A 20,804-nucleotide genomic window follows, 5' to 3' on the forward strand; every position below is an offset into this window, starting at 1 on the left:
ATGAGTGACTCTTCTCGACAGTCGCGGATACACGACCTCGACGCGACGCTCCGCGTCGGCAAACACGGCATCGAATCCGTAGCGGACGAACTCGACGACCAACTGGAAAACACGGACCTCGTGAAGGTCAAGTTCCTCCGGTCGTCCCGGGGCGGCACGACGGCCGAGGAACTCGCTGACGACCTGGCCGAGATGGTCAACGCTGAGGTGATTCAAGTGCGGGGCCACACCGCGGTGTTCGAGAAATGATGCAGGTCCAACCGCTCACCGACCTACTCAATGGCTTCGGCGTACCGGCGGCCGGGTCCATCGCCTCGGCAGTGGTCTTCGTCGTCGCCTTCGTCCTCGTCTACGCATTGGGGAAGGCGATAGTGCTCCCCATCGTCGACCGCTCGCTCAAGTCACGGGACCTCGATACCCACGCACGGCGGCCGCTGAAGAAGGTCGTCAGCATCGGTGTCGTGTTCGTCGCCATCTCCGTCGCCTTCGGGATGGCCGAGTACGGGAACTTCCTGCAGTCGCTGGCAACCATCGCCGCCGCGGCGACGCTTGCCATCGGCTTCGCGATGCAGGACGTCATCCAGAACTTCGTCGCCGGCGTGTTCATCTACACCGACAAGCCGTTCCGGATCGGCGACTGGATCGAGTGGGACGGCAACTCCGGCGTCGTCGAGGACATTAGTCTCCGTGTTACCCGCGTCCGGACCTTCGACAACGAGCTGCTGACCGTGCCGAACTCGAATCTGACCGACGGCGTCATCAAGAACCCCGTCGCCAAGGAGCAACTCCGACTGAAGTTCGTGTTCGGTATCGACTACGACGACGACATCGACGAGGCGACTGAAATCATTCTCGACGAGGCTAGGGCACACCCGGAGATTATGGACGACCCCGAGCCATCGGTTCGCCTCGTTGAACTCGGTGACTCCTCCGTCGGACTGCAGTCCCGTATCTGGATCAAGAACCCGAGTCGGTCCGACTTCGTCAAGACGCGCGCCGAATACGTCAAGGCAGTCAAGCAACGCTTCGATGCCGAGGACATCAATATGCCGTACCCGAACCGGACCATCGGTGGCGGGCTGGAGATGACCGGACTCGACGGCGTCGTGGAGCCGGCCGACGACTGAACCGCACAGTAGCGTATTTTGGCTGTAAATGCCGGGGTATCTGGCTACCGTGTCGGTATCGCCATACTCGTGCTTCGGTCGCGGCCTCCGTCACCTCGGGACAGTAAGTCCATTCCGTTCACTGGCAGAACTAAGCCGCCGCTGTCGGACGGTTTGGGTGGAGAAGATCTGCGATGGGCGCTGCGGGATTTTCACCCGACTGCGAGACTCGCTCTCGCTCGTCTCGCGTGGTTCAAATCCCGCAGCCGACGCTCCTCACCGCTCACTGTCGTTCGCACAGAAATCACGGGCGCTGAGGGCGCTCGTTCGTGGGGCGAGCGAATCCCCTTGATAGGCGTGAGGCAACCGACTTCGAGCGCTCTTAGATACACCGAAAAATACAGTAATCTGTGAATCCATAGGTTTCTGTATGCCTAGTATCACCGTCAATGTGGACAACGACCTCAAGGAGCGAATGGAGAGCCACCCGGAGATCAACTGGAGCGAGATCACGCGACAGGCCATCGAAGAAAAAATCGAGGCGCTCGAAGTGATGGACGAACTCACCAGTGAGAGTAATCTCACCGAGAGCGACGTACAGGAAATCGCCGACAAAATAAACGATAGCGGACGTAAGCGCGTTGACGAGGAATCAGCATAGACACGACGAATGAAGCTGGTCATCGACGCCAACGTTGTCATATCTGCACTCATCGCTGATTCGAAAACGCGTGAGCTCATCGTCACGCTCGAACCCGACCTCCTGACACCCGCCTTCGTCTACGAAGAAATCGAGAACTACGAGGAGCTAATCGTGAAGAAATCTGGGATGGAGCAGGACCGAGTGACACAATTCATCGACCTCCTGTTCCAGTACATCGACGTTGTTCCTGCTGACGACTTCTACCAAGCTATCGAACGGGCAAAGGAAGCAATCGGTGACACCGACCCGGACGATGTTCTCTATCTGGCGTGTGCGATTGCCAACGATGCAGCTATCTGGAGCGATGATTCCGACTTTGACGACCAGGATCTGGCCGAGACTTACTCGACGATCGACGTGATTAACTCGTTTGACACCCGCTAAACGCCTGAATAAGGCTCTCAGCGGCGCGCAGTGGAGATCCTTCTGACCGGACAGAAAACATATACGAATCGCATCGGGAGCGAACTAACATGCCCAAGCCCTCTCGAAGACAGATTCTATCTGGCCTCTCTACAGGTTTTGCCACACTGCTTGCCGGCTGTACGGCCGCCCCAGACGAATCAAACGCGACATCGACGACAACCGCCGATGGCAACTCCCCAACCGAACCGACCCAAGCGGTGCCGGAGTTCCCCGGTGACACTGCCTCGGAGGCGTGCCCACCGTTCGATGACGCCGCCCAAGTCGTCTGCTATGAGGCGGTCGATCCTGAGGCGATGCCAGTGGTCCTCGTTCCAGAAACCCAGACCGTCCAACTGGATCAACCAACCGATTTCACGCTCAGAAACCGGAGTGCACAGCGGTTCGAGGCGAACTTCTACAACTGGCAACTGTACAAACGAGTCGATGGCGGCTGGTACTATATCATGCCTCGGTCTACGCCACAACCACTGGCAATAATGGCGGCCGGCGAGGACCACACCTGGACGCTAACCGTTACGACTGGTAGCGTCAACGATGGCGCTGCCATCGACAGGGTCCAAGGGACGGAATCACTCTCAGCCGATGGGCTCGGCGGCGGGCACTACGCGTTTGCAACCGATGGGTGGTTCGAAGCAGGTTCCTACGAGGAGCCAATTGCGCTCGCGGCAAGCTTCGATTTGCAGGCCGATCCACTGCAGTTGACCACAACAGCCGCCATCGCCGAGACGGAATGGGACGGCGAGACGCTGGTTGCACGGTCAACCCGGGGTGAGGCTGACAACGACAACGATGAACACGATGCGTATATGCTCGAACGAATCGACGACTCCGAGCCCCATGCAGAGCAAATCATCATTGAGCAGGTTGTACGCGACGATCAGTTGCGCGATGCCATCGCACTGAGCCGGGAATACGACGCCGCCCGAGTCCGGATAGAAGAGTTCACCAGCTCCATCCCGCCCTTCGGACTTGACGATTCCCGCATCTACGAGTTCCAGGGAGAACGTTACCAGGTGACGACAAGGGCGGGCGACTCCACGTAGTGTGGTCCAGCTGATTCGTCGTGACACGCCTACTGAGCAGCTTACAAAACGTAACGTATCTGGAGCAAATGAGGCCGCTGTGCTGACTACACTCTCTGTATTCAGCCCGAACTACTTGACGAAGTTTAGGAAGGTTCTTGAGCGCCGTAAGTTACCCGACACAAGCGGTGGTAGCGTCGTAATTGGCGGTTGATTTCCCCGTGAGGTCCGTGTAGAAGTACGCGAATCACCAGACGACACCGCTCCAACTCAGAACCGTTCGATTGTCGAACGAAAGGAATCGAGGTAATAAAATCATATTTGGGGCTTAAACCTCTGTACGCGGAAAATTCGGATGAATTAAGCGATACGGGCGCTGAGGGATTTGAACCCGATTGCGAGACCCACTGTGTGCGTCTCGCGTGGTTCAAATCCCTCAGTTTACCGTGGCAGCCGCTCGCGAATTTGCTCGCGGCAGAACACGGGCGCTGAGGGATTTGAACCCCCGACGGTTTGGTCCGAAGCCAAGCACTCTGTCCAAGCTGAGCTAAGCGCCCTACGTACAATGGTATGATGACGTTATGGTTTAAACCAACCGGTTCCGCCGCGTGATGGGACCGCAGTCATGGGATTACTCCGAAACCGCTTCAGCAGTGTCGGAGTCGGTGTCAGCAGCGACCTCGGCCACGACAGCCTCCGTGTCAACGCCCCGTTCTTCGGCGAGTGCCTCGATGAGTGCGCGCTGTTCGGCCAGTTCCCGCTCCATCCCGTCGACGCGGGTGTTCGTCTCGTCGACGGTGCTGCGCAGGTCCTCCAGCTGCGTCTTCAGCTCGTTGACCTTCTTGTAGAGGTCCTCGGCGATGTCGGCGACCTTCTGTATCTTTTTCGCGGTGGAACCCAGTCCCATGGTCACGGCTACGGAGAGGCGACATTTCCTCGTTTCGCTCGAACGTCGCTGTTATGACGCCGCCGGACCGAGCAACGGTATGGACGACTTACGGCTCGCTCCGGCTGTCGGCATCGTCGGTTGCGTTCTATATCTCCTTGCACTCGCGGTCCCGTATGGCCTCGTCGAGACGACCAGTGCCGTGGGGGCGTACTACAGTTCAGGGGCGCTATCCCCGCTGCTACCGGGCGTATTCGCGCTCGTCTGCATCATCGTGCTGGCGGCCGGCCGCGAGGGTCGGTCGGACCCGAGTGTTGCGGCGGGGGCCAGCATCGGCATGGGCGTGTTCATCGTCGCCCTCAGCGTCCTCTGGGCAGTCACCGTTCCCGAGAGCCTCGTGCTGGGACTGACTGAGTCGACACTGATGGAGTACCACCGCTGGGGTGTCGTCCTCGCAGGTGTGCTCATCCCGCTCGGTGGGACATGGTTTGCCCGAGCGCTGGACCTGCTGTAGGCCGGTCTGCCCACCGGCGCGTCGTCCAGCGGTCTGTGGGCGCATCCGAAAGGCCCTTATGGGGCGGCGGCGGAGTTTCAGGTGGACTAGGTCGGGGGGCTAGGCCCCCCTCCTCGCCCGCACTGTGGTCTTGAGCGGGGACCGAACACCGGGGGCGTCCGGTCTGACGGACGTGGACCCCGTAAGCTAACGTGGAAGCCTCGTCCCACGGGGACGGCGGTCCGCGTGGTCGCACCTGCAGGGGTGCGCCCATGTGGTTAAACGATGGCACTCCGCCAGGCACGGAAGTGAGCAGCGGACCATCGAACACCCGTCGCTCGTGGGGTCGCGGGGTGGAGGAGGCAAACGGGATTACCCGCGTCCGAACGCCGGGCCATCCTGGCTGTCCGTTCCATTCATACCTGCGTTTAATTTCCCCGAGCAGCCGTATTGTAGTCGTCTTCCGAAAGCTATCGACGCAATCTGTACGTCGCTCGGGTGCCGGTCAACGGAGGTTGACGACCGAGGTCCACCATCCGCTGGACCACGCTCCCGGCTTATGGTTGACCAACACACTACAGAGGGGCACCAATGAAGGGGTGTCTTAGATCTGACCTTCAGATTTAGCTCTGCATATCTAGGATATGAATATCAAAACAGCTGATAGGACTATAATTACAATCTTCTATCGATTATCGTCTTTTCGAACCAGAAATTTGCATATCGAGATCCAACGTACCCCTCGCTGCCGACAGTATCCGCGATACACAACTGATTTCGGACGCTCTATGACTACCGAGAGTTACACTGGGGACTACGGTGGCCCGCCGGCAGCGCTGTCGTCGGCGTCCCACTCCTGCAATTCCTTCCGCCGGATCTTCCCGCTGGTCGTCTGGGGCAACGCATCGGCGAACTCGATCTCGCGGGGGTACTCGTACTCGGCGAGGTGCGCTCTGACGGCGGACTGGATTTCCGACCGAAGCCGTTCGCGGGCCGGTGCGTCCTCGGCTGTCTCAACGTAGGCCTTGATGATCTCTCCACGCGTGTCGTCGGGCACACCGATGACGCCCGCCTGGACCACGTCGGGGTGCTCAAGGATTGCACTCTCGACTTCCATCGGTCCGACGCGGTAGCCGCTGGTGATGATAACGTCGTCCTTGCGCGATTTGAACCAGACGTAGCCGTCGTCGTCCCGTCGAGCCAGGTCGCCGGTGACGAACCAGCCCTCGACCTCCTTGGCTGCGGTTTTGTCTGGCATGTTCCAGTACTCGTCGAAGAACACCGAGCGGTCGTGGGGTCGCACCGCTATCTCACCGAGTTCGCCGCTTGGGAGGGGGTCGGCAACGCCGCTGTCGGCGGCTTCGGGATCCAGAATTGTCAGGTCATACCCCGGTAACGGCTTACCCATGCTGCCGGGCTGAGTGTCGAACCAGTTCGAGTTGTTGGCGACGACGAGGTTCAGCTCCGTCTGGCCGTAGAACTCGTTAATCGTGACAGAGTCGAACGTCTCAGCCACCCAGTCGACGATTTCGGGCGTCAGCGACTCACCGCCGACGGCGAACGTCTTGATGGCCAGGTCGTACGCCGCCGTCGGGTTCTCGACGTCCATCAGCATTCGGAGGGCGGTGGCCGGCATGAACGACCGGGTAACGCCGAACTCAGAAAGCAGGCTGAACGCTCCCTCGGCATCGAACCCCGAAGCGGGGTAGCCGACGATAGTCCCGCCGTGGTGCCACGTCGCGAAGAGCGTCCCCCCGAGCGCCGCGCCCCAGGCCCAATCCGCGGGCGTCCAGACCGTCGCGTCCGGTCCCAGCCCGTGATCGAAGAAGTTGTACGCGGCCGCGGCTCGCCCGAGCCAGAGCGCGTGTGAGTGCCGGACGCCTTTCGGCGGCCCCGTCGACCCGCTCGTGTACAGTATCGCCGTATCGGTGTCCGGTGTGGACTCGTAGGGTTCGATATCGGTGTGTTCCGGCGTGGCGAGCACGTCCTCGAAGGCGTGGATATCGCCGGCTGGTGCGTCGGTTTCGATCTCGACGACGTGTTCCAGCGCCGGACAGTCGTCTCGGACTGCGTCGATATCGTCGCGCACGGCCGGGTCGATAACAGCGGCGGTCGCGCCGGCGTCGTCCAGCCGATACCGGAGTACGTCCGTCCCGAACAGGACCGTCAGCGGAACCGAGACGGCTCCGAGCTTCCAGTTCGCCAAGTGTGTGATCGGGTTCTGTGGCTTCTGTGGTACGACGACGCCGACCCGGTCGCCGGCCTCGACACCGAGCCCGGCCAGCCCCGCGGCGAGCCTGTCCGATAGCTCGTCCAGTTCGCGGAACGTGTACTGCTCGCGCCGCCCGTCGGGGTATGCCTGTTCGAGCGCCACCCTGTCGGGGTCGTCGTGTTTTTGCAGAAAATCGACCGCCGGATTGTACGACGCCGGGAGGTCCCAGCTGAACTGATCGCGGGCCTCGTCGTACCCCTCGAAGTCCGGCATCACTGTCCAGACCATGGCATACCGGTCGGCTGGGTGGCTGTTGCGTCTTTCGGTCGAACCACCGCCGCTGCGACCGAGCCGGCAGAACTTTCCGTCTTCCCCTCCCGACTTGACCGTGGACTCTACCGACATCCGCGAGGAGTGGGCCGACCGGTCCGGCGAATACTCCCCCGCGTATTATGCCTACTATGGAGCGGACGAGACGAGTGAGCTAGTGCAGTCGATACTTGCGGAGCACGTCGAGCAGGACGCGGCTATTCTGGAGGTCGGGTGTAGCTCCGGGCGACATCTCGCTGCACTGTCTGACGCTGGCTACTCGGATCTGACCGGGGTCGACATCAACGCCGACGCGTTAGATGTCCTCGCCGAGACGTATCCCGACCTTGCGGCCACCGGCTCGTTCCACGCGATGGCTATCGAGGAGTTCGTCACGGATGTCGCGGACGACGCGTACGACGTCGTCTTCTCCGTCGAGACGCTACAGCACCTCCACCCGGACGTGGACTGGGCGTTCGGGGAGTTGGCGCGTATCGTCGATGACCTGCTGATCACCGTCGAGAACGAGGGCGGCGACCCGGGTGAGGTAAACTACGTCGACGACAACGTCCCGCTGTACTATCGGGACTGGAACGCGGTGTTCACAGACTGTGGACTTACTGAAGTAGATTCGATGGATGGGAAGCGGGATACTGTCCGCATATTTCGGCCACCTAAGTGAGAGCTTGCACAGATAGCTCTATATTAAGTAATACGGTGCTAGATATTAATAAGATCTATCCATATATGTGCTATTTGGTAAGAAAAATGAGTACGGTTAGAAGTTTACGTGGTACTTAGGGAACTCAAGTCCAACTTCGGACGTGATCTGTGGCTCGATAGAAGTCCATCTCTCACGACAGACTCACTGGGACACCAGAATAACGTATGTACGTCTGTCATCCATGATGTTCCGTATTACTGAACGGCGGTTCGCCTGAAGCGAAATGGATTACTGACCGACGGAAGCGAGTTTCCCTTGTGTGTCTCTGTGGAAAGTGCCGTTTGTACCGACTGTGTGTCTACCGCCGGATAGCTGATGCTCTCCACAACTAGTGTCTGTGTCCCCTTGCGACAGGCAGGAAGTACGCCGTTGGCAGCGCAAGATTGATGTATTGTTGCAGTTTGCTACTCTGTATGAGGTACTACCAGCTACGCGACGGGAACTCACAGCGGTTAGCGGTCGAAACTGGGGACGGTGTGTACGATTTGACCAGCGTCAAACCGCAACTCCGCACGTTCCGTGACCTCCTCAAGTCGGCCTCGATTGCGGAGACTGCACCGGATGAACTCAGTGCCCGCCATCTCGATACCGCTGAAGCGGTGTCCGAGCAGCGACTCGAAGCCGATGCTACCGACCCCGTCACTGCCGACGAAGTCTGGGCCGCCGGCGTTACGTACCAGATCAGCGAAGAAGCGCGGACAGAAGAAAGCGACACGCCGGAGATGTATCTGTACGTGCACGACGCGGAGCGACCGGAGATCTTCTTCAAGTCGACGCCCAATCGGACTGTCGGCCCCAACGAAGCAGTCGGTATCCGGGCCGACTCGGACTGGAACGTGCCCGAGCCCGAACTTGCGATTGTTCTCTACGAGGGAGAAATCGTCGGCTACACCATCGGCAACGACATGAGCAGTCGGTCTATCGAGGGGGAGAACCCGCTGTACCTCCCTCAGGCCAAGGTGTACGACCGTTGTTGTTCGGTCGGCCCGGCCGTCGTCACGGACATCGAAGACCCGCACTCGCTGGCGCTCTCGATGTCGATCCACCGCGACGGTGAGCGTGTCTACCACGGGGAGACCAACACCAGCGAGATGAAACGCACCTGCGAGGAACTCGTCTCGTACTACACCGCACACAACGCGGTTCCCGAACTATCGGTGCTACTTACCGGGACCTCGCTCGTTCCCGACGACGACTTTACGCTGCAGGAAGGGGACGAAGTCACCATCGACATCGAGTCCATCGGAACGCTGAAAAATCCCGTCACGGTCGTCTAAGCGGCTAGTGAACCGGGAACGGGGCCGCGGTCTCTCTGGGAACCCCTTCGCATGGGGTTTCACAGCGTGATACCCCACTCGGCCCTCGACTGGTTCCGATTGCGTGCCTGTGTGTCGGTCTGCTGTGAGGATTTGTCCCGACAGAGTTTTGTCACCCTTCGGTTGACTACACGCTCTATGGGTATCTCTACTTACGACAATCGGCCGGAACGTACGTGCCTGTGTGCGGTGATATGCCACCGATATGTCGTGACAGAAACTGGTGTGCCATCGGAGCCACCGCTCTGTCCCAGATGTTTGAACAACTGTTTAATACGAGGGCGTACCATGACCGGGTATGGCAAAGACCGCTCAAAACCCAGTCAAATCCGCCGAGACGACGTTCGAGGTGCTTGACGCACTGAAAGACCTCGACGGGGCCGGTGTCACCGAACTGGCCCAGCACCTCGACGTCCCGAAGAGCACGGTTCACAACTATCTGAGCACGCTGGAACAGGAGGAGTACGTTGTCAACAGGGACGGTGTGTACGAGGTAGGGCTCCGGTTTCTGGAGCTGGGGGCCTACGCCCGCCACCGGGAGAAACTGTTCGGGATCGCGAAGCCAGAGGTCGATCGGTTGGCCGCAGAAACCGGCGAACTCGCGAATATTCTCGTCGAAGAACACGGCCGCGGGTCGTACCTGTACCGTGCTCGGGGAGACAAAGCTGTCCAGGTCAAGGCCCACGTCGGAACACGCGTTCCGCTTCATACGACAGCGCTGGGAAAAGCGATCCTCGCACATATGTCGACCGAACGGGTTGATGCAATCGTCGACCGCCACGGACTCGGCGGGGAGGCCAGCAAGTCGATCAGTAGTAGAGCGGAACTGGAGCAAGAGCTAGCGGACGTCCGGGACCGCGGCGTCGCTTTCGACGACGAAGAGCGTCTCGAAGGGCTCCGCTGTGTCGCTGCCCCAGTGCTCAACCACGATAACGAAATCATCGGTGCGATTAGCGTTTCGGGACCGATAAATCGGTTCCGTGGCGATCGGTTCCGCGAGGAACTCCCACAGAAGGTACTGGAAGTCGCCAACGTCATCGAGCTGAACGTTACCTATTCGTAACAGCAGTGTTCAGAAACGGTGAACGGTAGTACAGTATTGTGACAGCGGTAATTAGACAGCGTATTTCGACAATAGCACCGTCCTCGCCCAGTGATTGCAGAACAGCACAGACTAGTCAGGAGGGTACTGGAAGTATGTCTGGAAGGCGTTTCGAGCATGTGTTTCGGTCCCGCGACGCGAACGAGTAGACACGAGTTCCGGCTTTCATCTCATAGATACCGGTTCTTGGTTTTGTTTGATAAATAGCTATCATACATATCATTCATCATGAGTGAACGACGTTCCAACGCTATCTTACACCGTGTGGTACTAGATAGTACCACGCCCCTGACGCGGCCCCTATCTCAATAATGGATGTACTACTGTTACTCTAAACGAGGGATATCGACTATCGGTTTCCTATCACTGGATACGTTCTAAGTAGTAGCTAAACCCACCGACTTTCGAGGGAGTACACCCAAATACTGTATTTATATACGAGTCTCCGATATATAGCGCTAATTCAGTGCCTGAAAAATAGATAGAGGAAAATATATTCATAAGTTTGGGTAGATTGGATTATATTTGCCGGTACTGAGCTAGAGTTCGAGCCATCCGTCGATGGATCTTGCTTGGCAGAGACACAACGATGGCTATCGCTTCGGCAGTGTCTCCCGGCAATCGGGTACGGTTACGCGAGGAACTGGACGCCCAGGGACAGCAGGAACAGTACCACGATCCCGATCGATGACAGTTCGAGCCACCGGGACCGCACGTCGGCGGACCTGATACTTGCGACGAACAGCGTTCCGACGACGCCGACGACTACGACCAGTGCCAGATACACCGCGTTGAGCGCTGATGCCATATGATACCATTTCACAGCGGTACAGTAAACACTAGTGGTTGAGCGCCCCCTCCCCAACGGTAATGAGAGCCAATCACATAGACAGGGGCATGCGTCTCGAACTCCGAATCTGTAAACACTGCCACGAGGGGGATCACGGCAACGCCGAAAAGACGGCTGTGACACAGGATATGGTCGCCTGCGCCGAACAGGTCCGCGAGTACAAGGACCTCATTGGCCTCGATGCACTCTATATTACGAAGGTGACGGAAGGCGACCCCGGCGGCGCGGAGGCACTGGACGTCATCGTCGCCAGCATTGAGGGCGACCAGGTCGCGCTCTCCGACACACAACTGGTCATGGAGGACGGCGACGGCAACATGCTCGTCTACCCGGAGCCAAAAGACATCCTCCAGGTCCTGACTCGAAACCTGAACCAGATTCAAGAGCAGACCCGCCAGGACGTCGACGTCGAGCTATCACCTGAAGGACAGGCACTCATCGCGTAGTTGCACGGAAAAACGGCCCCGAGTCGGTTCAGTTCTCGTTGTCGTCTGATTTAGGCTGGCCGCCGTCGGTCTGGGGCTCGCCCCCATCGGCCGCGGTCGACGGTTCCCGCTCCGCTTCTAGCTGCTGTTCCCAGCGGATGCGCAGGACGTTCCCGTACATCGACAGCACGAGCCCGACACCGAGGACGACCATCCCGAGGTTAATACCGATAGTCAACAGGATGCTCGACGGCCCGCCGCCGATGGCAAGCTCACGGGGTACCGGATAGCCCTCGTCGAAGATGCTCCCGATGAGCACGGAGACGATGCCGATGACGGTCATCGCACCGAAGATGGTCGAGACGGTGCGCCAGGACGGGGATAGCGAGAGCCGTTCGATTCCCGTGGTGTCCGGCTCCTCGTCGTCGTCACCGTGGTGTTCCGGTACCATGCTGCGCGGGATGAACGCCTTCGTCTCGACGGGGTAAAAGGCGGGATGCATCCCGTGTTCGAAGATGTGGAACATGACCCCCATCAGCATGATGACGCCAAGCAGGCCGTGGAAGGTGACGAAGGCCATCGCGGCCGCCTTGGTCTGGAACATCGCGGCGAGGCCGGTCTTGCTCCAGATGAGCAGCCCCGAAATCGCCAGCAGGGTCAACTCAATTGAGAAGATGAACACGACGCCCTTGCCGATGTAGGACAGCAGCGGGACCTCGTCGGCCTTGTAGCCGGCGAACTGCCGCGCGCTCGGGTGCCGTTCGTCGGCCCGGCCGAGCACGAACTGGATGTCCTGAATGAACGCGTCGACGTCGCCTTTCGCCGGGAGAATCTTCGAGAAGTTGCTCCGTCCGGTCGGGGAGATAATCTGGAGCGTAATCCAGAAGATAACGAGCGCGACCAGCCCGATGCCGGTGATGCGGTGAATCGCCGTCACGCCGGAGGCCCCGCCCATCAGCGTGAGCATCCACCACAGTTCGTCGTTGAACATGATGGCGTAGCCGGTGAAAAACAGGAGGAACACGTCCAGGCCCAAAAGCGAGTGGAACAGGGTCGTCACGCGCGTGAACTTCCCGTGGTCGAGATTACTCACGTTCCGTCACCTCCCTGCCCGTCGCCGTGGGTCGGCGAGCCACCGTCGGCCGCGACGGCCTCGCCGGTGTCCTCACCTGGTTCGCGCATCTGGCCGGCGAGGCGCTGGAACGCTGCCCAGTGGATGAACACCATCACGAGGATGAACGCACCCAGGATGACGTCGGCCGCGTGGATGAGCGCGATGAGGAAGTCGAGCGCGGGGATGGTGTTGCCGAACACCCAGTCCGAACCGATACCGCCGCCTTCGACGCTGGGGTTGACCCGGTACAGCGATTCGTAGCCGAGTCTGAACCCCTGTGCCCAGAACAGCGCCAGCCCCGCGACGGCGAGGCCGACGACCGTGCTGATGAGCACCGAGACGCGGCTATACCCGTTCACCTCCGGAAGGTCATCCCTGTCAGTCATTGGAACTCACTGGCGTCCTCGCCAAAGATGATGTCCATGGCCACGTCGTTGAAGAACGTGCCGCTGTCCCTGTTGTCCAGTTCGTCGGATATCTGGGCGGGCGTCCCGACCAGAATGGCGTCGGTAGCACACTCCTCGGCGCAGGCCGGCCCCTTGCCGACGTCCTGGCGCTCCTCGCACATGGTACACTTGTCCATGTTGCCACCGCTGCCGACGAGGTTCGCGACGCCCTCATCCTCGTTCGGGAACTGCGGTGCGCCGAAGGGACACGCCGAGAGGCAGTACTGACACCCGATACAGAGGTCGTCCCGGACCCGTACGAAGCCATTCTCCTTCGAAATGAGCGAGTCGGTCGGACACACCGAGACACACGGCGCGTTCTCGCAGTGGTAACACTGCATCGGCACCGCGGTCTCGCCGGGCGACTCGCCCTGTTCCATCGCCTTGCCGCTGCTGGCGTTGAGCCCCGACGCGGCCTCCTGGCCTTCGAGCATCGTCGCGATGCTGATTCGCTGTTCGTCGCGCGGGACGTCCCACGTTCGTTTACAGGAGACGACACAGCCGCCACAGTCGATGCACGCTTCGACGTCCGGGAAGATGCGCGCGTCCTCGCCGGTACTCATCACGCCGTCGTGCATCACTTCGTTGCCTGTTGACATACTAGCTCACCTCATTGCACCGTCGAGTTGTCGCGGACGTCGAAGTCCTTCTGTGTCCCGACGTCGTTCTCGTCTTGCGGGAACGTGAGATCGAGGTCCACGTCGATGTTGTACCGGTCCAGTACCTCCGGCGTCGCCGGGTTGACCGCGACCATCGATACTTTTGTCTCCTGCATCTGGGTTTCCACGTCGTAGCCGCGGGACGTGATAGCGTTGGCTGAGTCCCCGATTGCGTAGGGAACGTGGCCGTCGGGGTACTTGTCCTCCAGACTCTCGCCTTTGAACACGCCGCCCCAGTGATACGGCAGGAACACTTCCTGATCGTTCGGCCGGTCCGTCACGCGGGCTTTCACCAGCACGGAGCCACGGTCCGTCGAGGAGATGACGACGAGGTCGCCGCCGTCGACGCCGAGTTCCGCCGCCTTGTTCGGCGTTATCTCAGCGTACATATGCGGCTGGAGGTCGGCGGTGTGGATGTTGTTCCGCGTCTCCGCACCACCGCCCTGGTGTTCGACCTGCCGACCGCTGGTCATGATCATGTCCAGATCAGGCCCGTCGTCCTGATTGTGGATGATGTCCGTGGCCTGTTCCTGTTCGACGAGGTTGTTCTGGTCGAGCCGGTAGAAGTTCCGCTGCTGGCCGTTTGCCGGCCACTCGTTCAGCAGTTCCGTGTCCGGCCCCTCGATTGGCTCGCGGTGGACCGGCACCTTGTCGAGGAAGCTCCAGACGACGGCCCGCGCACGACCGCGCCCGGTCGGTGCGTCGGGCTGGTTGTAATCGTACTCCTCGTAGAACTCGGGGTCGACCCCCTGCCCGATCATCGTTTCGAGGTACTCGTCGAAGACCGCGCTCCCCGTGTCGGGATTGTTCAACGCTTGCGCGGCGGTGTACACCGACTCTTGGTTGTCGAGTGCGTACTGCTGGGGAATGGTGAGTTCGTCCGGCTGAACCTCCTGTTCGGGGTCCACGAGGCTCTGTGGCGGCGTCACCTTCCAGCCCGGATACTCCGGGATGCCGTGAATCATGCCGTCTGCAGCCGTGTCGTCGTCGTCGGCCCACTCGGGGTTGTACGGTGCCCGGGTCAGGTCCAGCGCTTCCGCCTGGCTGTCGTATCGGTCGCCGACGGCGTCGAGCGTCTCCTGCATCGGGTACTCGTCGTCCGTCGGCATCGCGTCCCAGTCCTCCGGGGTCGGTGCCGAGACGCCCCAACGGGTCCGGAAGTCTTGCCCCCCGTTGTTGGGGTCTAAGTCGTCGTTCCAGATTATCGGCGTGCCCGGATGGTCTTCGCCCCAGCAGGGCCAGGGAAGCATCCAGTACTCGCCCGCGACAGGCGTCCCTTCGGCCCCCTTGAGGTCCTCGTTGGAGAACGCCCAGTCGTACTCTAGGTGTTGCTGGAGCCGCTCGGGGGTCTGCCGGTAGCCGATGGTGTTGGTCCCGAGGTTGAACTCCCGGACGACGCCCTCGTAGCTCGACTTGCCGTTGTACAGCTCCGAGCCCGCGCCCCAGTCGAAGTGCTCGCCGAAGCCCAGATAGCCGGCCAGTTCCTGCATGATCTGGAGGTCCGGCTTGGAGTTGTGCGCCGGCGAGCGGACCGGTTCAGACCACTGCACCGACCGGTTCGTGTTGGTAAGCGACCGGTGGTGCTCGTACTGGCTGGACGCCGGCAACAGCAACACCGGCGGTCCGTCCTCGTAGTCCGGGAGGACGCTCGCGACCGAGGGGAACACGTCGACAACGACTAGCAGGTCGAGGTTCTCCATCCCCTCTTTCATCTGCTCCATCTCGCTGATGGAGTTCGCGGAGTGGCCCCAGAAGACGGCGATTTTCGTCTGGTCGGGCTGGTAGATCGGCGTCTCCTGATACCGGTCCTCCTGGTCGAGCGCTGATTCGAACCAGCGGGCCACCGTCAGCCCGTTCTGGAACATCATCGAGTTCTCGGCCGGGTTCTCCGGGCCGTGGTCGCCGTTCGGCGGCAGTTCGTTCGCGTCCTCGCTCCCTTCGTAGTTCGGGCTCTGGCGGACGTACTTCTCCGGCGGCATCAGCTCGAACCGGTTGTACATGTCCGCAAACGAGGTGGAGCCGCTGGTTTCCGGCGTCTTGTCCCAGATTTCGGCCCACCAGGACCAGCCGCCGGCTGTGAGGCCGTAGTAGCCCGGAAGGATGTGGCTCGCGACCGCGAGATCGGTCGCCCCCTGGACGTTCGCGTGGCCGCGCATCACCTGAAGGCCGCCGCCGCTCCGGGCCGCACTCCCGGAGGCGAGGCTCGCCATCGCATACGAGCGGATGTTCTGAGTCCCGTTGTTGTGCTGGGTCCCACCCATCGCCCACTCGATCTGGACGTGTGGCCGGGCCTCGTCGATCATGTCGGCGATGCGCTCGATGTCCTCGGCGGACACCCAGGTGATCTCCTCGACGGTCTCCTTGTCGTACTCATCGAGTTCCGCGTCGACGTCTTCCCAGCCCTGCACGCGGTCAGTGAGCATGTTCTGCCCGCTGTCGTCCGCGTCCGGGTCCATCGCGAGCCCGTGCTTGTCGCGGAGCTCCTTGATGATACCCATCATCAGGGCCACGTCGGTGCCCGGCCGGAACCGCATGAACTCGTCGGCGTGGGCCGACGTTTTCGTGAACCGCGGGTCCAGATTGAGGATGGTCCCGCCGCGTTTCTGCCCTTCGAGGATGTGCTGCATCGCGATGGGATGTGCCTCGGCGGGGTTCTGGCCGATGATGATGTTCAGGTCGAAGTTCCGGTAGTCCTGCACGGTGTTGGTCATCGCGCCGTAGCCCCAGGTGTTTGCCAGCCCCGTCACCGTCGTGGAGTGACAGATACGCGCTTGGTGGTCGATGTTGTTCGTGCCCATGAACGCCGCCAGCTTTCGGATGGCGTAGGCCTCCTCGTTGGAGTGATGCGCGCTGCCCAGCAACATCACACTCTCGCGGCTGTGCTCCGCGTCGACGTCGACGGCTTCCGCTGGTGAGACGTCGGAATCGGGCCACAGCGCTCGGATGTCAGTCGCCAGACGGTCGTAGGCATCGTTCCAGCCGAGCTTGCGCCACTCCCCGTCCTCCTGTATCATCGGGTGTTTGAGGCGCTTCTCGGAGTGTTCGGTCTCGTAGATGCCGGCTCCTTTCGAGCACAGCGACCCGGCATTTATCGGGTGTTCATGCCACGGCTCCATGCCGACAAAGGAGTTGCCCTCCTTCTCACCACGGAAGCCACAGCCAACTGAGCAGTAATTACAGATCGTCTTGGTCAGTTCGGTGTCCGTGTCTGTCCCGTCCGTTTCCTCGCCGTCCCCCTGGAGTGCCTGACCAGCGCCGCTGACGCCGAGGGCGACCCCGCCCGCCAGGGCGCTCGCCTTCATAAACGAGCGCCGGTCGAGATCCAGTGAGACTGGTTCCTGCTGTGTACTCATGGTGAATGGTGCCCACCCATTACCGATGCTGTCCGTGTTTGCCACGAAATCTGGTTTGTCATTGTCTCTCTAGACGTGCCACAAATTCGATGTCGTCCATGATAAAATGTGTCATAGTTAGCCATAATAATTCATGAAATTTTCTACCCAGCCAAATATTTGGGGTTGTATTCATGAATAGATGTGTGAACACTCCGCAAGGTCTATTACCGGGACAGGGTTTTGCATGATTAATGAACACGGGCGCCTTCGTGTGTTCCTGTGGGGGATCGTGCGATATCGACCTCGAAGCGGTACGGGACGGTGTCAGCGATGTCGACGTCGTGGCCAGTTCCGAACTGCTCTGTCAGGACGGCCTGGCCGGGATGTCACAGGTCATCGAGGAGTACGATCTCGATCAGGTCATCGCGACGACACCGGAACCGTCGTGTCAGGATCGCATCCGCGGGCTCGCCGACGAACACGGCCTTCACCCCGAGGCGTCGGTGTTCGTCGACCACCGGGAAACCAACGCCTGGGTCCACGACGGGGCCGCGGCCACCGACAAGACGGCCCGTCTCATCAATGCAAAGCGGGCCGGCCTCCGCGAGGAAGCGCCGTCGCGGACGGTGTCGAAAGACGCCGGGAACCGCGTCGCCGTCGTTGGTGATCCGGAAGCAGCGCGGTCACTGACCGACGGCGCCGACGTGACGTTCGTTGCGGACGGGCGGGACTTCGCGGACGTGGAAGGGCTCGGCGACGTGACGATGGAGCGCGGCCGCGTCGTCGACATCGATGGCTCCTACGGCGAGTACGAACTCACGCTGGAAGCCCGCGTCACCGACGACTGCATCGACTGCATGGACTGCGTTCGAGAGGGGCCGGACGGAATGGTGATCGAGTTCCCTGTCGATATTCACCCCGACGCGCCCGACGGCGAATGGACGAACATCTGCCCGACCGACGCTATCGATCTGGACGGCGTCACCCACACCGTCGAAGTCGACCAGGTCATCTACCCCGGCGGCCGGGACAACGCCCGCGGTGGCCGGCTTGGCTTCTATACGGGTCCCGTCGACGCCGGAACCATCGCCGCCGTCGAATCGCAACTGGGCGGCATCGAGAAGCCGCAGTTCCTCGACCTCGATATGGACGTCTGTGCCGCCGGGGCATCTAGCCAGGAGGGGTGTACGGCCTGCGTAGACGCCTGTCCCCACGGCGCGGTCGACCGGCCCACTATCGATTCAGTCGAGTTCGACGAGGCAGCCTGCGAGAACTGCGGGGCCTGTACGAGTTCCTGTCCGACGGGCGCGACACAGCTCCGCGAGCCATCGAACCGGCGGCTCGCCCGCGAAGTCGAGGCGCTGCTGGAAGACGACACGGACGAGGGACTACTCTCGCGTGGCGACAGCGCAGGTATCGACACGCAGGTCGTCGCCTTCGTCTGCTCGGAGTACGCCGCCGAACGGCTCCGCGCACACGGACGCAAAGCCGTCCAATCGGGCGATCTCGACTACCCACCGATTCTCCCGGTGCAGGTCAACTGCACGGACACGGTCGGTGAAGCACACGTCATGCACGCGCTGGCGGCCGGCGCGGACGGCGTCGCCATCGTCGGCTGTGGCGGCTCCTGCCTCCACTCTGGCCCGGACCCCAAGCAGGAGCTGGTCGACCGGCTCAATCAGGCGACGACCGATCTGGGCCTGGGCGACCGGGTCGGCTTCTTCGCGCCGGAGGCCGGCAACCCCCAAGCCTTCGTCGAATCGCTGTCTGGCTTCGTCGAGTTCGGCCTCGACGAGACGCCGATTCCGGCTGGCGACTACGAGGCGACCGGCCGCAGCGACACCGACCGCGAGGAGCCCCGCCCTAACCCCGACTTCGACAGCCACGGCTGGACGCTGGAGAGCGTTCGAACCATCCTCGATCACGTCGAGCCCGAACGCGAGGTGATTCGCGGGCTGAAAGACTTCGGCATTATGGACGTCAACGACGCGTGTACGCTGACGCCGACCTGTACGAACCTCTGTCCGACCGACGCCATCCAGCGAACCGGTGAGGGTGAACTGGCGTTCAACCACGCGGACTGCGTGAACTGCGGCCTCTGTGAGGAGGGCTGTCCGGAGACGGCGATCACGATGCGCGACGGGCTCGACCTCTCCTTGCTCCCCGAGAACCGCGACGGCGAGGCCTGGGTGACCGTCCACGAGGGCGATATGCTGGAATGCGTTCGCTGTGGCAAACCGTTCACCAGCGTCGCCTCCGCCGACAAGATCGAGGCGGAGGTCGGCGACCGGGTCGAGGGGCTGGCCCCCGACGCCGACCACAGCGTCTTCGAGTACTGCAGCGACTGTCGGAGTCGCCTGCTGTTCGACCAGGGGGAGAAACGATGAACGACGCGGCTGTCTACGAGGCCCGCCTCGAACTGGTGGACTTCGTCATCGACGTGTTCTGGGACGTGCCCGAAGAGGCGTTCGTCGAGCGGCTGTTGAGCGGCGAGGTTCAACTGCCGGAGGACTCCATCAACGACCAGCTGGACGAGGGTTTCGAGATGCTGCAGGCGTGGATAGACGACAACACTGACCGGTCGGTCTCGGACGTGCAGGACGAACTCGAACGGGAGTACACGGACCTGCTCGTCGGCCCGCGGCCGCCGGTGTTGCCCCACGAGACGAACTACCGCGAGGACACGGAGTTCATCGGCGAGGGGCTCGCCGAAGTCGATGCCAGCTACGGTGCGGCAGGCTGGGCACCGCCCGAGGACTACCCCGAAGAGGACGACTTCATCGCCGTCGAGCTGGCGTTCCTGCGGTATCTCATCGAGCGCCAGCGCGAGGGCGACGAGGAGACCGTCGGCTACGAGCGGGTGTTCATCGAGCAACACCTCAGCGAGTGGGTCATCGACTTCGCCGACGAGATGCGCGAGGAAGCCGACGAGGGGCTGTTCCTCGCGGCGGCGCTCATCTGTGAGGGGCTGGTCCGCTTCGAGGACGAGATCGTCGCGCAGATCGGCTAGCAGGGCGGCTACCGGATACGGAGCACGAGGCCCGTGCTTGCGATGAGGCCGACGACCAGCAGGACCTTCACCGCGGGCAGCAGGAACGCCATCGTCTGTTCCATGAAAAAGAGCGACCGCCAGGAGTTGACCGACCGTGCGACGACTGCGACGGCTCCCGCGCCCGCGACCAGCACGCAGAGGAGCGTGACTGACGCCGCCGCGACGACGCCGAAGGGGTTCACACGCAGTCGCTCACGCATCGGGCACCACCCGCCGACCGACGACGAGGACCACGAACAGCGGGACGAGAACGATCAGCAGCCGGCTGACGAACAGGCCGATGTAGCTGATAGTCGATTTGAGGTGAATCTCCCAGTGCCAGCTCCCCTTGAGCTCGGCGATGAGTCCGATCGTTCCGACGACAAGCAGTGACAGCGCCAGCAGCGTAGCGAGAGTGTAGACCAGGATTCGAAGATATCCGAGGAGCGAGACGGCTGTCAGCCGGGAGTCCGATTGTTCGGTGGCCATCAGGTTCCCTCCCCGGTCCAGTGCTGCTGATAGATATCGTACGTGACGACGGCGAGGACGACCAGTCCGACACCGAGGACCGCCGTGCCCATATCGGGTGGAAACGGGAGGGTGAGTCCCGATTCCGAGTGTATGAGTATAGTTAACATGGTATAT

The 20,804-nt window shown here is 61.3% G+C and carries 22 protein-coding genes, 1 tRNA gene and 1 other RNA gene; 13 read left to right on the plus strand and 11 right to left on the minus strand.

What is annotated here, in order from left to right; translation table 11 throughout:
• From Har1131_RS08170 to Har1131_RS08190, 5 genes are all read left to right on the plus strand, one after another.
• Positions 1-249: a YhbY family RNA-binding protein gene (locus Har1131_RS08170; RefSeq protein WP_008313216.1), complete on the plus strand. Its 249-nt coding sequence runs from the start codon at positions 1-3 to the stop codon at positions 247-249.
• Complete coding sequence (locus tag Har1131_RS08175) at positions 249-1,127, plus strand: mechanosensitive ion channel family protein (RefSeq protein WP_044951907.1); 879 nt, start codon at positions 249-251, stop codon at positions 1,125-1,127. Before Har1131_RS08170 ends, Har1131_RS08175 begins: the two co-directional genes overlap by 1 nt.
• Positions 1,128-1,536: 409 nt before the next feature.
• On the plus strand, positions 1,537-1,767 hold the full coding sequence (locus tag Har1131_RS08180) for a hypothetical protein (protein ID WP_044951905.1): 231 nt from the start codon (positions 1,537-1,539) through the stop codon (positions 1,765-1,767).
• A 9-nt stretch (positions 1,768-1,776) separates the two neighbouring features.
• The gene (locus Har1131_RS08185) at positions 1,777-2,193 is read left to right on the plus strand and encodes a PIN domain-containing protein (RefSeq protein ID WP_014040709.1); all 417 of its coding nucleotides are present in this window, start codon (positions 1,777-1,779) and stop codon (positions 2,191-2,193) included.
• 89 nt (positions 2,194-2,282) lie between these two features.
• On the plus strand, positions 2,283-3,278 hold the full coding sequence (locus tag Har1131_RS08190; RefSeq protein ID WP_050036724.1) for a hypothetical protein: 996 nt from the start codon (positions 2,283-2,285) through the stop codon (positions 3,276-3,278).
• Positions 3,279-3,739: 461 nt separating this feature from the next.
• On the opposite strand, the gene Har1131_RS08195 is transcribed toward Har1131_RS08190, so the two are convergent.
• A tRNA-Arg gene (locus tag Har1131_RS08195) sits at positions 3,740-3,814 on the minus strand.
• A 74-nt stretch (positions 3,815-3,888) separates the two neighbouring features.
• Positions 3,889-4,164 (minus strand): DUF5798 family protein, encoded by a 276-nt coding sequence (locus Har1131_RS08200; protein WP_014040706.1) that lies wholly within the window; start codon positions 4,162-4,164, stop codon positions 3,889-3,891.
• 79 nt (positions 4,165-4,243) lie between these two features.
• Here Har1131_RS08200 and Har1131_RS08205 point away from each other — a divergent pair, with 79 nt between their 5' ends.
• The gene (locus tag Har1131_RS08205) at positions 4,244-4,657 is read left to right on the plus strand and encodes a hypothetical protein (protein ID WP_050038235.1); all 414 of its coding nucleotides are present in this window, start codon (positions 4,244-4,246) and stop codon (positions 4,655-4,657) included.
• Between the two features lie 79 nt (positions 4,658-4,736).
• An RNA gene (ffs, locus tag Har1131_RS08210) (signal recognition particle sRNA) lies at positions 4,737-5,049 on the plus strand.
• 401 nt (positions 5,050-5,450) lie between these two features.
• On the opposite strand, the gene Har1131_RS08215 is transcribed toward ffs, so the two are convergent.
• The gene (locus tag Har1131_RS08215; protein WP_050038234.1) at positions 5,451-7,136 is read right to left on the minus strand and encodes an acyl-CoA synthetase; all 1,686 of its coding nucleotides are present in this window, start codon (positions 7,134-7,136) and stop codon (positions 5,451-5,453) included.
• A gap of 100 nt (positions 7,137-7,236) precedes the next feature.
• Here Har1131_RS08215 and Har1131_RS08220 point away from each other — a divergent pair, with 100 nt between their 5' ends.
• The 3 genes from Har1131_RS08220 (at position 7,237) to Har1131_RS08230 (ending at position 10,260) form a co-directional block, all read left to right on the plus strand.
• Positions 7,237-7,839 (plus strand): bifunctional 2-polyprenyl-6-hydroxyphenol methylase/3-demethylubiquinol 3-O-methyltransferase UbiG, encoded by a 603-nt coding sequence (locus tag Har1131_RS08220; protein WP_014040704.1) that lies wholly within the window; start codon positions 7,237-7,239, stop codon positions 7,837-7,839.
• A gap of 455 nt (positions 7,840-8,294) precedes the next feature.
• Entirely contained in the window at positions 8,295-9,158 is an 864-nt protein-coding gene (locus Har1131_RS08225) for a fumarylacetoacetate hydrolase family protein (protein ID WP_151145884.1), read from the plus strand.
• Positions 9,159-9,495: 337 nt separating this feature from the next.
• Positions 9,496-10,260 carry an IclR family transcriptional regulator gene (locus tag Har1131_RS08230; RefSeq protein ID WP_151145887.1) on the plus strand — a complete coding sequence of 255 codons (765 nt, stop codon included), beginning with the start codon at positions 9,496-9,498 and terminating at the stop codon, positions 10,258-10,260.
• Positions 10,261-10,930: 670 nt separating this feature from the next.
• Here Har1131_RS08230 and Har1131_RS21685 read toward each other — a convergent pair.
• Positions 10,931-11,107, minus strand: coding sequence for a hypothetical protein (locus Har1131_RS21685; protein ID WP_008313239.1), 177 nt, complete (start codon positions 11,105-11,107; stop codon positions 10,931-10,933).
• An 89-nt stretch (positions 11,108-11,196) separates the two neighbouring features.
• On the opposite strand from Har1131_RS21685, the gene Har1131_RS08235 reads away from it, so the two are divergent.
• Positions 11,197-11,595 (plus strand): hypothetical protein, encoded by a 399-nt coding sequence (locus tag Har1131_RS08235; RefSeq protein ID WP_008313240.1) that lies wholly within the window; start codon positions 11,197-11,199, stop codon positions 11,593-11,595.
• A 28-nt stretch (positions 11,596-11,623) separates the two neighbouring features.
• Here the strand turns inward: Har1131_RS08235 and Har1131_RS08240 are convergent, their stop codons facing one another.
• Genes Har1131_RS08240 through Har1131_RS08255 form a run of 4 tightly spaced genes read right to left on the minus strand, consistent with a single transcriptional unit; the run spans position 11,624 to position 17,146 of the window.
• Positions 11,624-12,667 (minus strand): cytochrome b/b6 domain-containing protein, encoded by a 1,044-nt coding sequence (locus Har1131_RS08240; RefSeq protein ID WP_050036723.1) that lies wholly within the window; start codon positions 12,665-12,667, stop codon positions 11,624-11,626.
• A complete protein-coding gene (locus Har1131_RS08245; protein WP_050036722.1) occupies positions 12,664-13,074 on the minus strand; it encodes a hypothetical protein in 411 nt (136 codons plus the stop codon). The genes Har1131_RS08240 and Har1131_RS08245 overlap by 4 nt, the downstream gene beginning before the upstream one ends.
• The gene (locus tag Har1131_RS08250; RefSeq protein ID WP_151145890.1) at positions 13,071-13,733 is read right to left on the minus strand and encodes a 4Fe-4S dicluster domain-containing protein; all 663 of its coding nucleotides are present in this window, start codon (positions 13,731-13,733) and stop codon (positions 13,071-13,073) included. The genes Har1131_RS08245 and Har1131_RS08250 overlap by 4 nt, the downstream gene beginning before the upstream one ends.
• 11 nt (positions 13,734-13,744) lie before the next feature.
• On the minus strand, positions 13,745-17,146 hold the full coding sequence (locus Har1131_RS08255; protein ID WP_146417162.1) for a formate dehydrogenase subunit alpha: 3,402 nt from the start codon (positions 17,144-17,146) through the stop codon (positions 13,745-13,747).
• Positions 17,147-17,379: 233 nt separating this feature from the next.
• On the opposite strand from Har1131_RS08255, the gene Har1131_RS08260 reads away from it, so the two are divergent.
• Together Har1131_RS08260 and Har1131_RS08265 are read left to right on the plus strand one after the other, a co-directional pair.
• Positions 17,380-19,515 (plus strand): 4Fe-4S dicluster domain-containing protein, encoded by a 2,136-nt coding sequence (locus Har1131_RS08260; protein ID WP_151145893.1) that lies wholly within the window; start codon positions 17,380-17,382, stop codon positions 19,513-19,515.
• Positions 19,512-20,138 carry a molecular chaperone gene (locus Har1131_RS08265; protein ID WP_014040696.1) on the plus strand — a complete coding sequence of 209 codons (627 nt, stop codon included), beginning with the start codon at positions 19,512-19,514 and terminating at the stop codon, positions 20,136-20,138. The genes Har1131_RS08260 and Har1131_RS08265 overlap by 4 nt, the downstream gene beginning before the upstream one ends.
• A gap of 8 nt (positions 20,139-20,146) precedes the next feature.
• Here Har1131_RS08265 and Har1131_RS08270 read toward each other — a convergent pair whose 3' ends face one another.
• Genes Har1131_RS08270 through Har1131_RS21690 form a run of 3 tightly spaced genes read right to left on the minus strand, consistent with a single transcriptional unit; the run spans position 20,147 to position 20,797 of the window.
• Positions 20,147-20,380, minus strand: coding sequence for a hypothetical protein (locus Har1131_RS08270; protein ID WP_050036718.1), 234 nt, complete (start codon positions 20,378-20,380; stop codon positions 20,147-20,149).
• Positions 20,373-20,648 carry a hypothetical protein gene (locus tag Har1131_RS08275; RefSeq protein ID WP_014040694.1) on the minus strand — a complete coding sequence of 92 codons (276 nt, stop codon included), beginning with the start codon at positions 20,646-20,648 and terminating at the stop codon, positions 20,373-20,375. Before Har1131_RS08275 ends, Har1131_RS08270 begins: the two co-directional genes overlap by 8 nt.
• Positions 20,648-20,797, minus strand: coding sequence for a hypothetical protein (locus Har1131_RS21690; RefSeq protein WP_014040693.1), 150 nt, complete (start codon positions 20,795-20,797; stop codon positions 20,648-20,650). Before Har1131_RS21690 ends, Har1131_RS08275 begins: the two co-directional genes overlap by 1 nt.
• Positions 20,798-20,804 lie beyond the last annotated feature (7 nt).

This window comes from Haloarcula sp. CBA1131, assembly GCF_008728975.1.
Classification (GTDB): Archaea; Halobacteriota; Halobacteria; order Halobacteriales; family Haloarculaceae; genus Haloarcula; species Haloarcula hispanica.

Excerpts from the sequence above, each read along its gene's own strand:
- Har1131_RS08170 (WP_008313216.1), top strand. The coding sequence starts at position 1 with ATGAGTGACTCTTCTCGACAGTCGCGGATACACGACCTCGACGCGACG.
- Har1131_RS08175 (WP_044951907.1), top strand. The coding sequence starts at position 249 with ATGCAGGTCCAACCGCTCACCGACCTACTCAATGGCTTCGGCGTACCG.
- Har1131_RS08180 (WP_044951905.1), top strand. The coding sequence starts at position 1,537 with ATGCCTAGTATCACCGTCAATGTGGACAACGACCTCAAGGAGCGAATG.
- Har1131_RS08185 (WP_014040709.1), top strand. The coding sequence starts at position 1,777 with ATGAAGCTGGTCATCGACGCCAACGTTGTCATATCTGCACTCATCGCT.
- Har1131_RS08190 (WP_050036724.1), top strand. The coding sequence starts at position 2,283 with ATGCCCAAGCCCTCTCGAAGACAGATTCTATCTGGCCTCTCTACAGGT.
- Har1131_RS08200 (WP_014040706.1), bottom strand. The coding sequence starts at position 4,164 with ATGGGACTGGGTTCCACCGCGAAAAAGATACAGAAGGTCGCCGACATC.
- Har1131_RS08205 (WP_050038235.1), top strand. The coding sequence starts at position 4,244 with ATGGACGACTTACGGCTCGCTCCGGCTGTCGGCATCGTCGGTTGCGTT.
- Har1131_RS08215 (WP_050038234.1), bottom strand. The coding sequence starts at position 7,136 with ATGGTCTGGACAGTGATGCCGGACTTCGAGGGGTACGACGAGGCCCGC.
- Har1131_RS08225 (WP_151145884.1), top strand. The coding sequence starts at position 8,295 with ATGAGGTACTACCAGCTACGCGACGGGAACTCACAGCGGTTAGCGGTC.
- Har1131_RS08230 (WP_151145887.1), top strand. The coding sequence starts at position 9,496 with ATGGCAAAGACCGCTCAAAACCCAGTCAAATCCGCCGAGACGACGTTC.
- Har1131_RS21685 (WP_008313239.1), bottom strand. The coding sequence starts at position 11,107 with ATGGCATCAGCGCTCAACGCGGTGTATCTGGCACTGGTCGTAGTCGTC.
- Har1131_RS08235 (WP_008313240.1), top strand. The coding sequence starts at position 11,197 with ATGCGTCTCGAACTCCGAATCTGTAAACACTGCCACGAGGGGGATCAC.
- Har1131_RS08245 (WP_050036722.1), bottom strand. The coding sequence starts at position 13,074 with ATGACTGACAGGGATGACCTTCCGGAGGTGAACGGGTATAGCCGCGTC.
- Har1131_RS08250 (WP_151145890.1), bottom strand. The coding sequence starts at position 13,733 with ATGTCAACAGGCAACGAAGTGATGCACGACGGCGTGATGAGTACCGGC.
- Har1131_RS08255 (WP_146417162.1), bottom strand. The coding sequence starts at position 17,146 with ATGAGTACACAGCAGGAACCAGTCTCACTGGATCTCGACCGGCGCTCG.
- Har1131_RS08260 (WP_151145893.1), top strand. The coding sequence starts at position 17,380 with ATGAACACGGGCGCCTTCGTGTGTTCCTGTGGGGGATCGTGCGATATC.
- Har1131_RS08265 (WP_014040696.1), top strand. The coding sequence starts at position 19,512 with ATGAACGACGCGGCTGTCTACGAGGCCCGCCTCGAACTGGTGGACTTC.
- Har1131_RS08270 (WP_050036718.1), bottom strand. The coding sequence starts at position 20,380 with ATGCGTGAGCGACTGCGTGTGAACCCCTTCGGCGTCGTCGCGGCGGCG.
- Har1131_RS08275 (WP_014040694.1), bottom strand. The coding sequence starts at position 20,648 with ATGGCCACCGAACAATCGGACTCCCGGCTGACAGCCGTCTCGCTCCTC.
- Har1131_RS21690 (WP_014040693.1), bottom strand. The coding sequence starts at position 20,797 with ATGTTAACTATACTCATACACTCGGAATCGGGACTCACCCTCCCGTTT.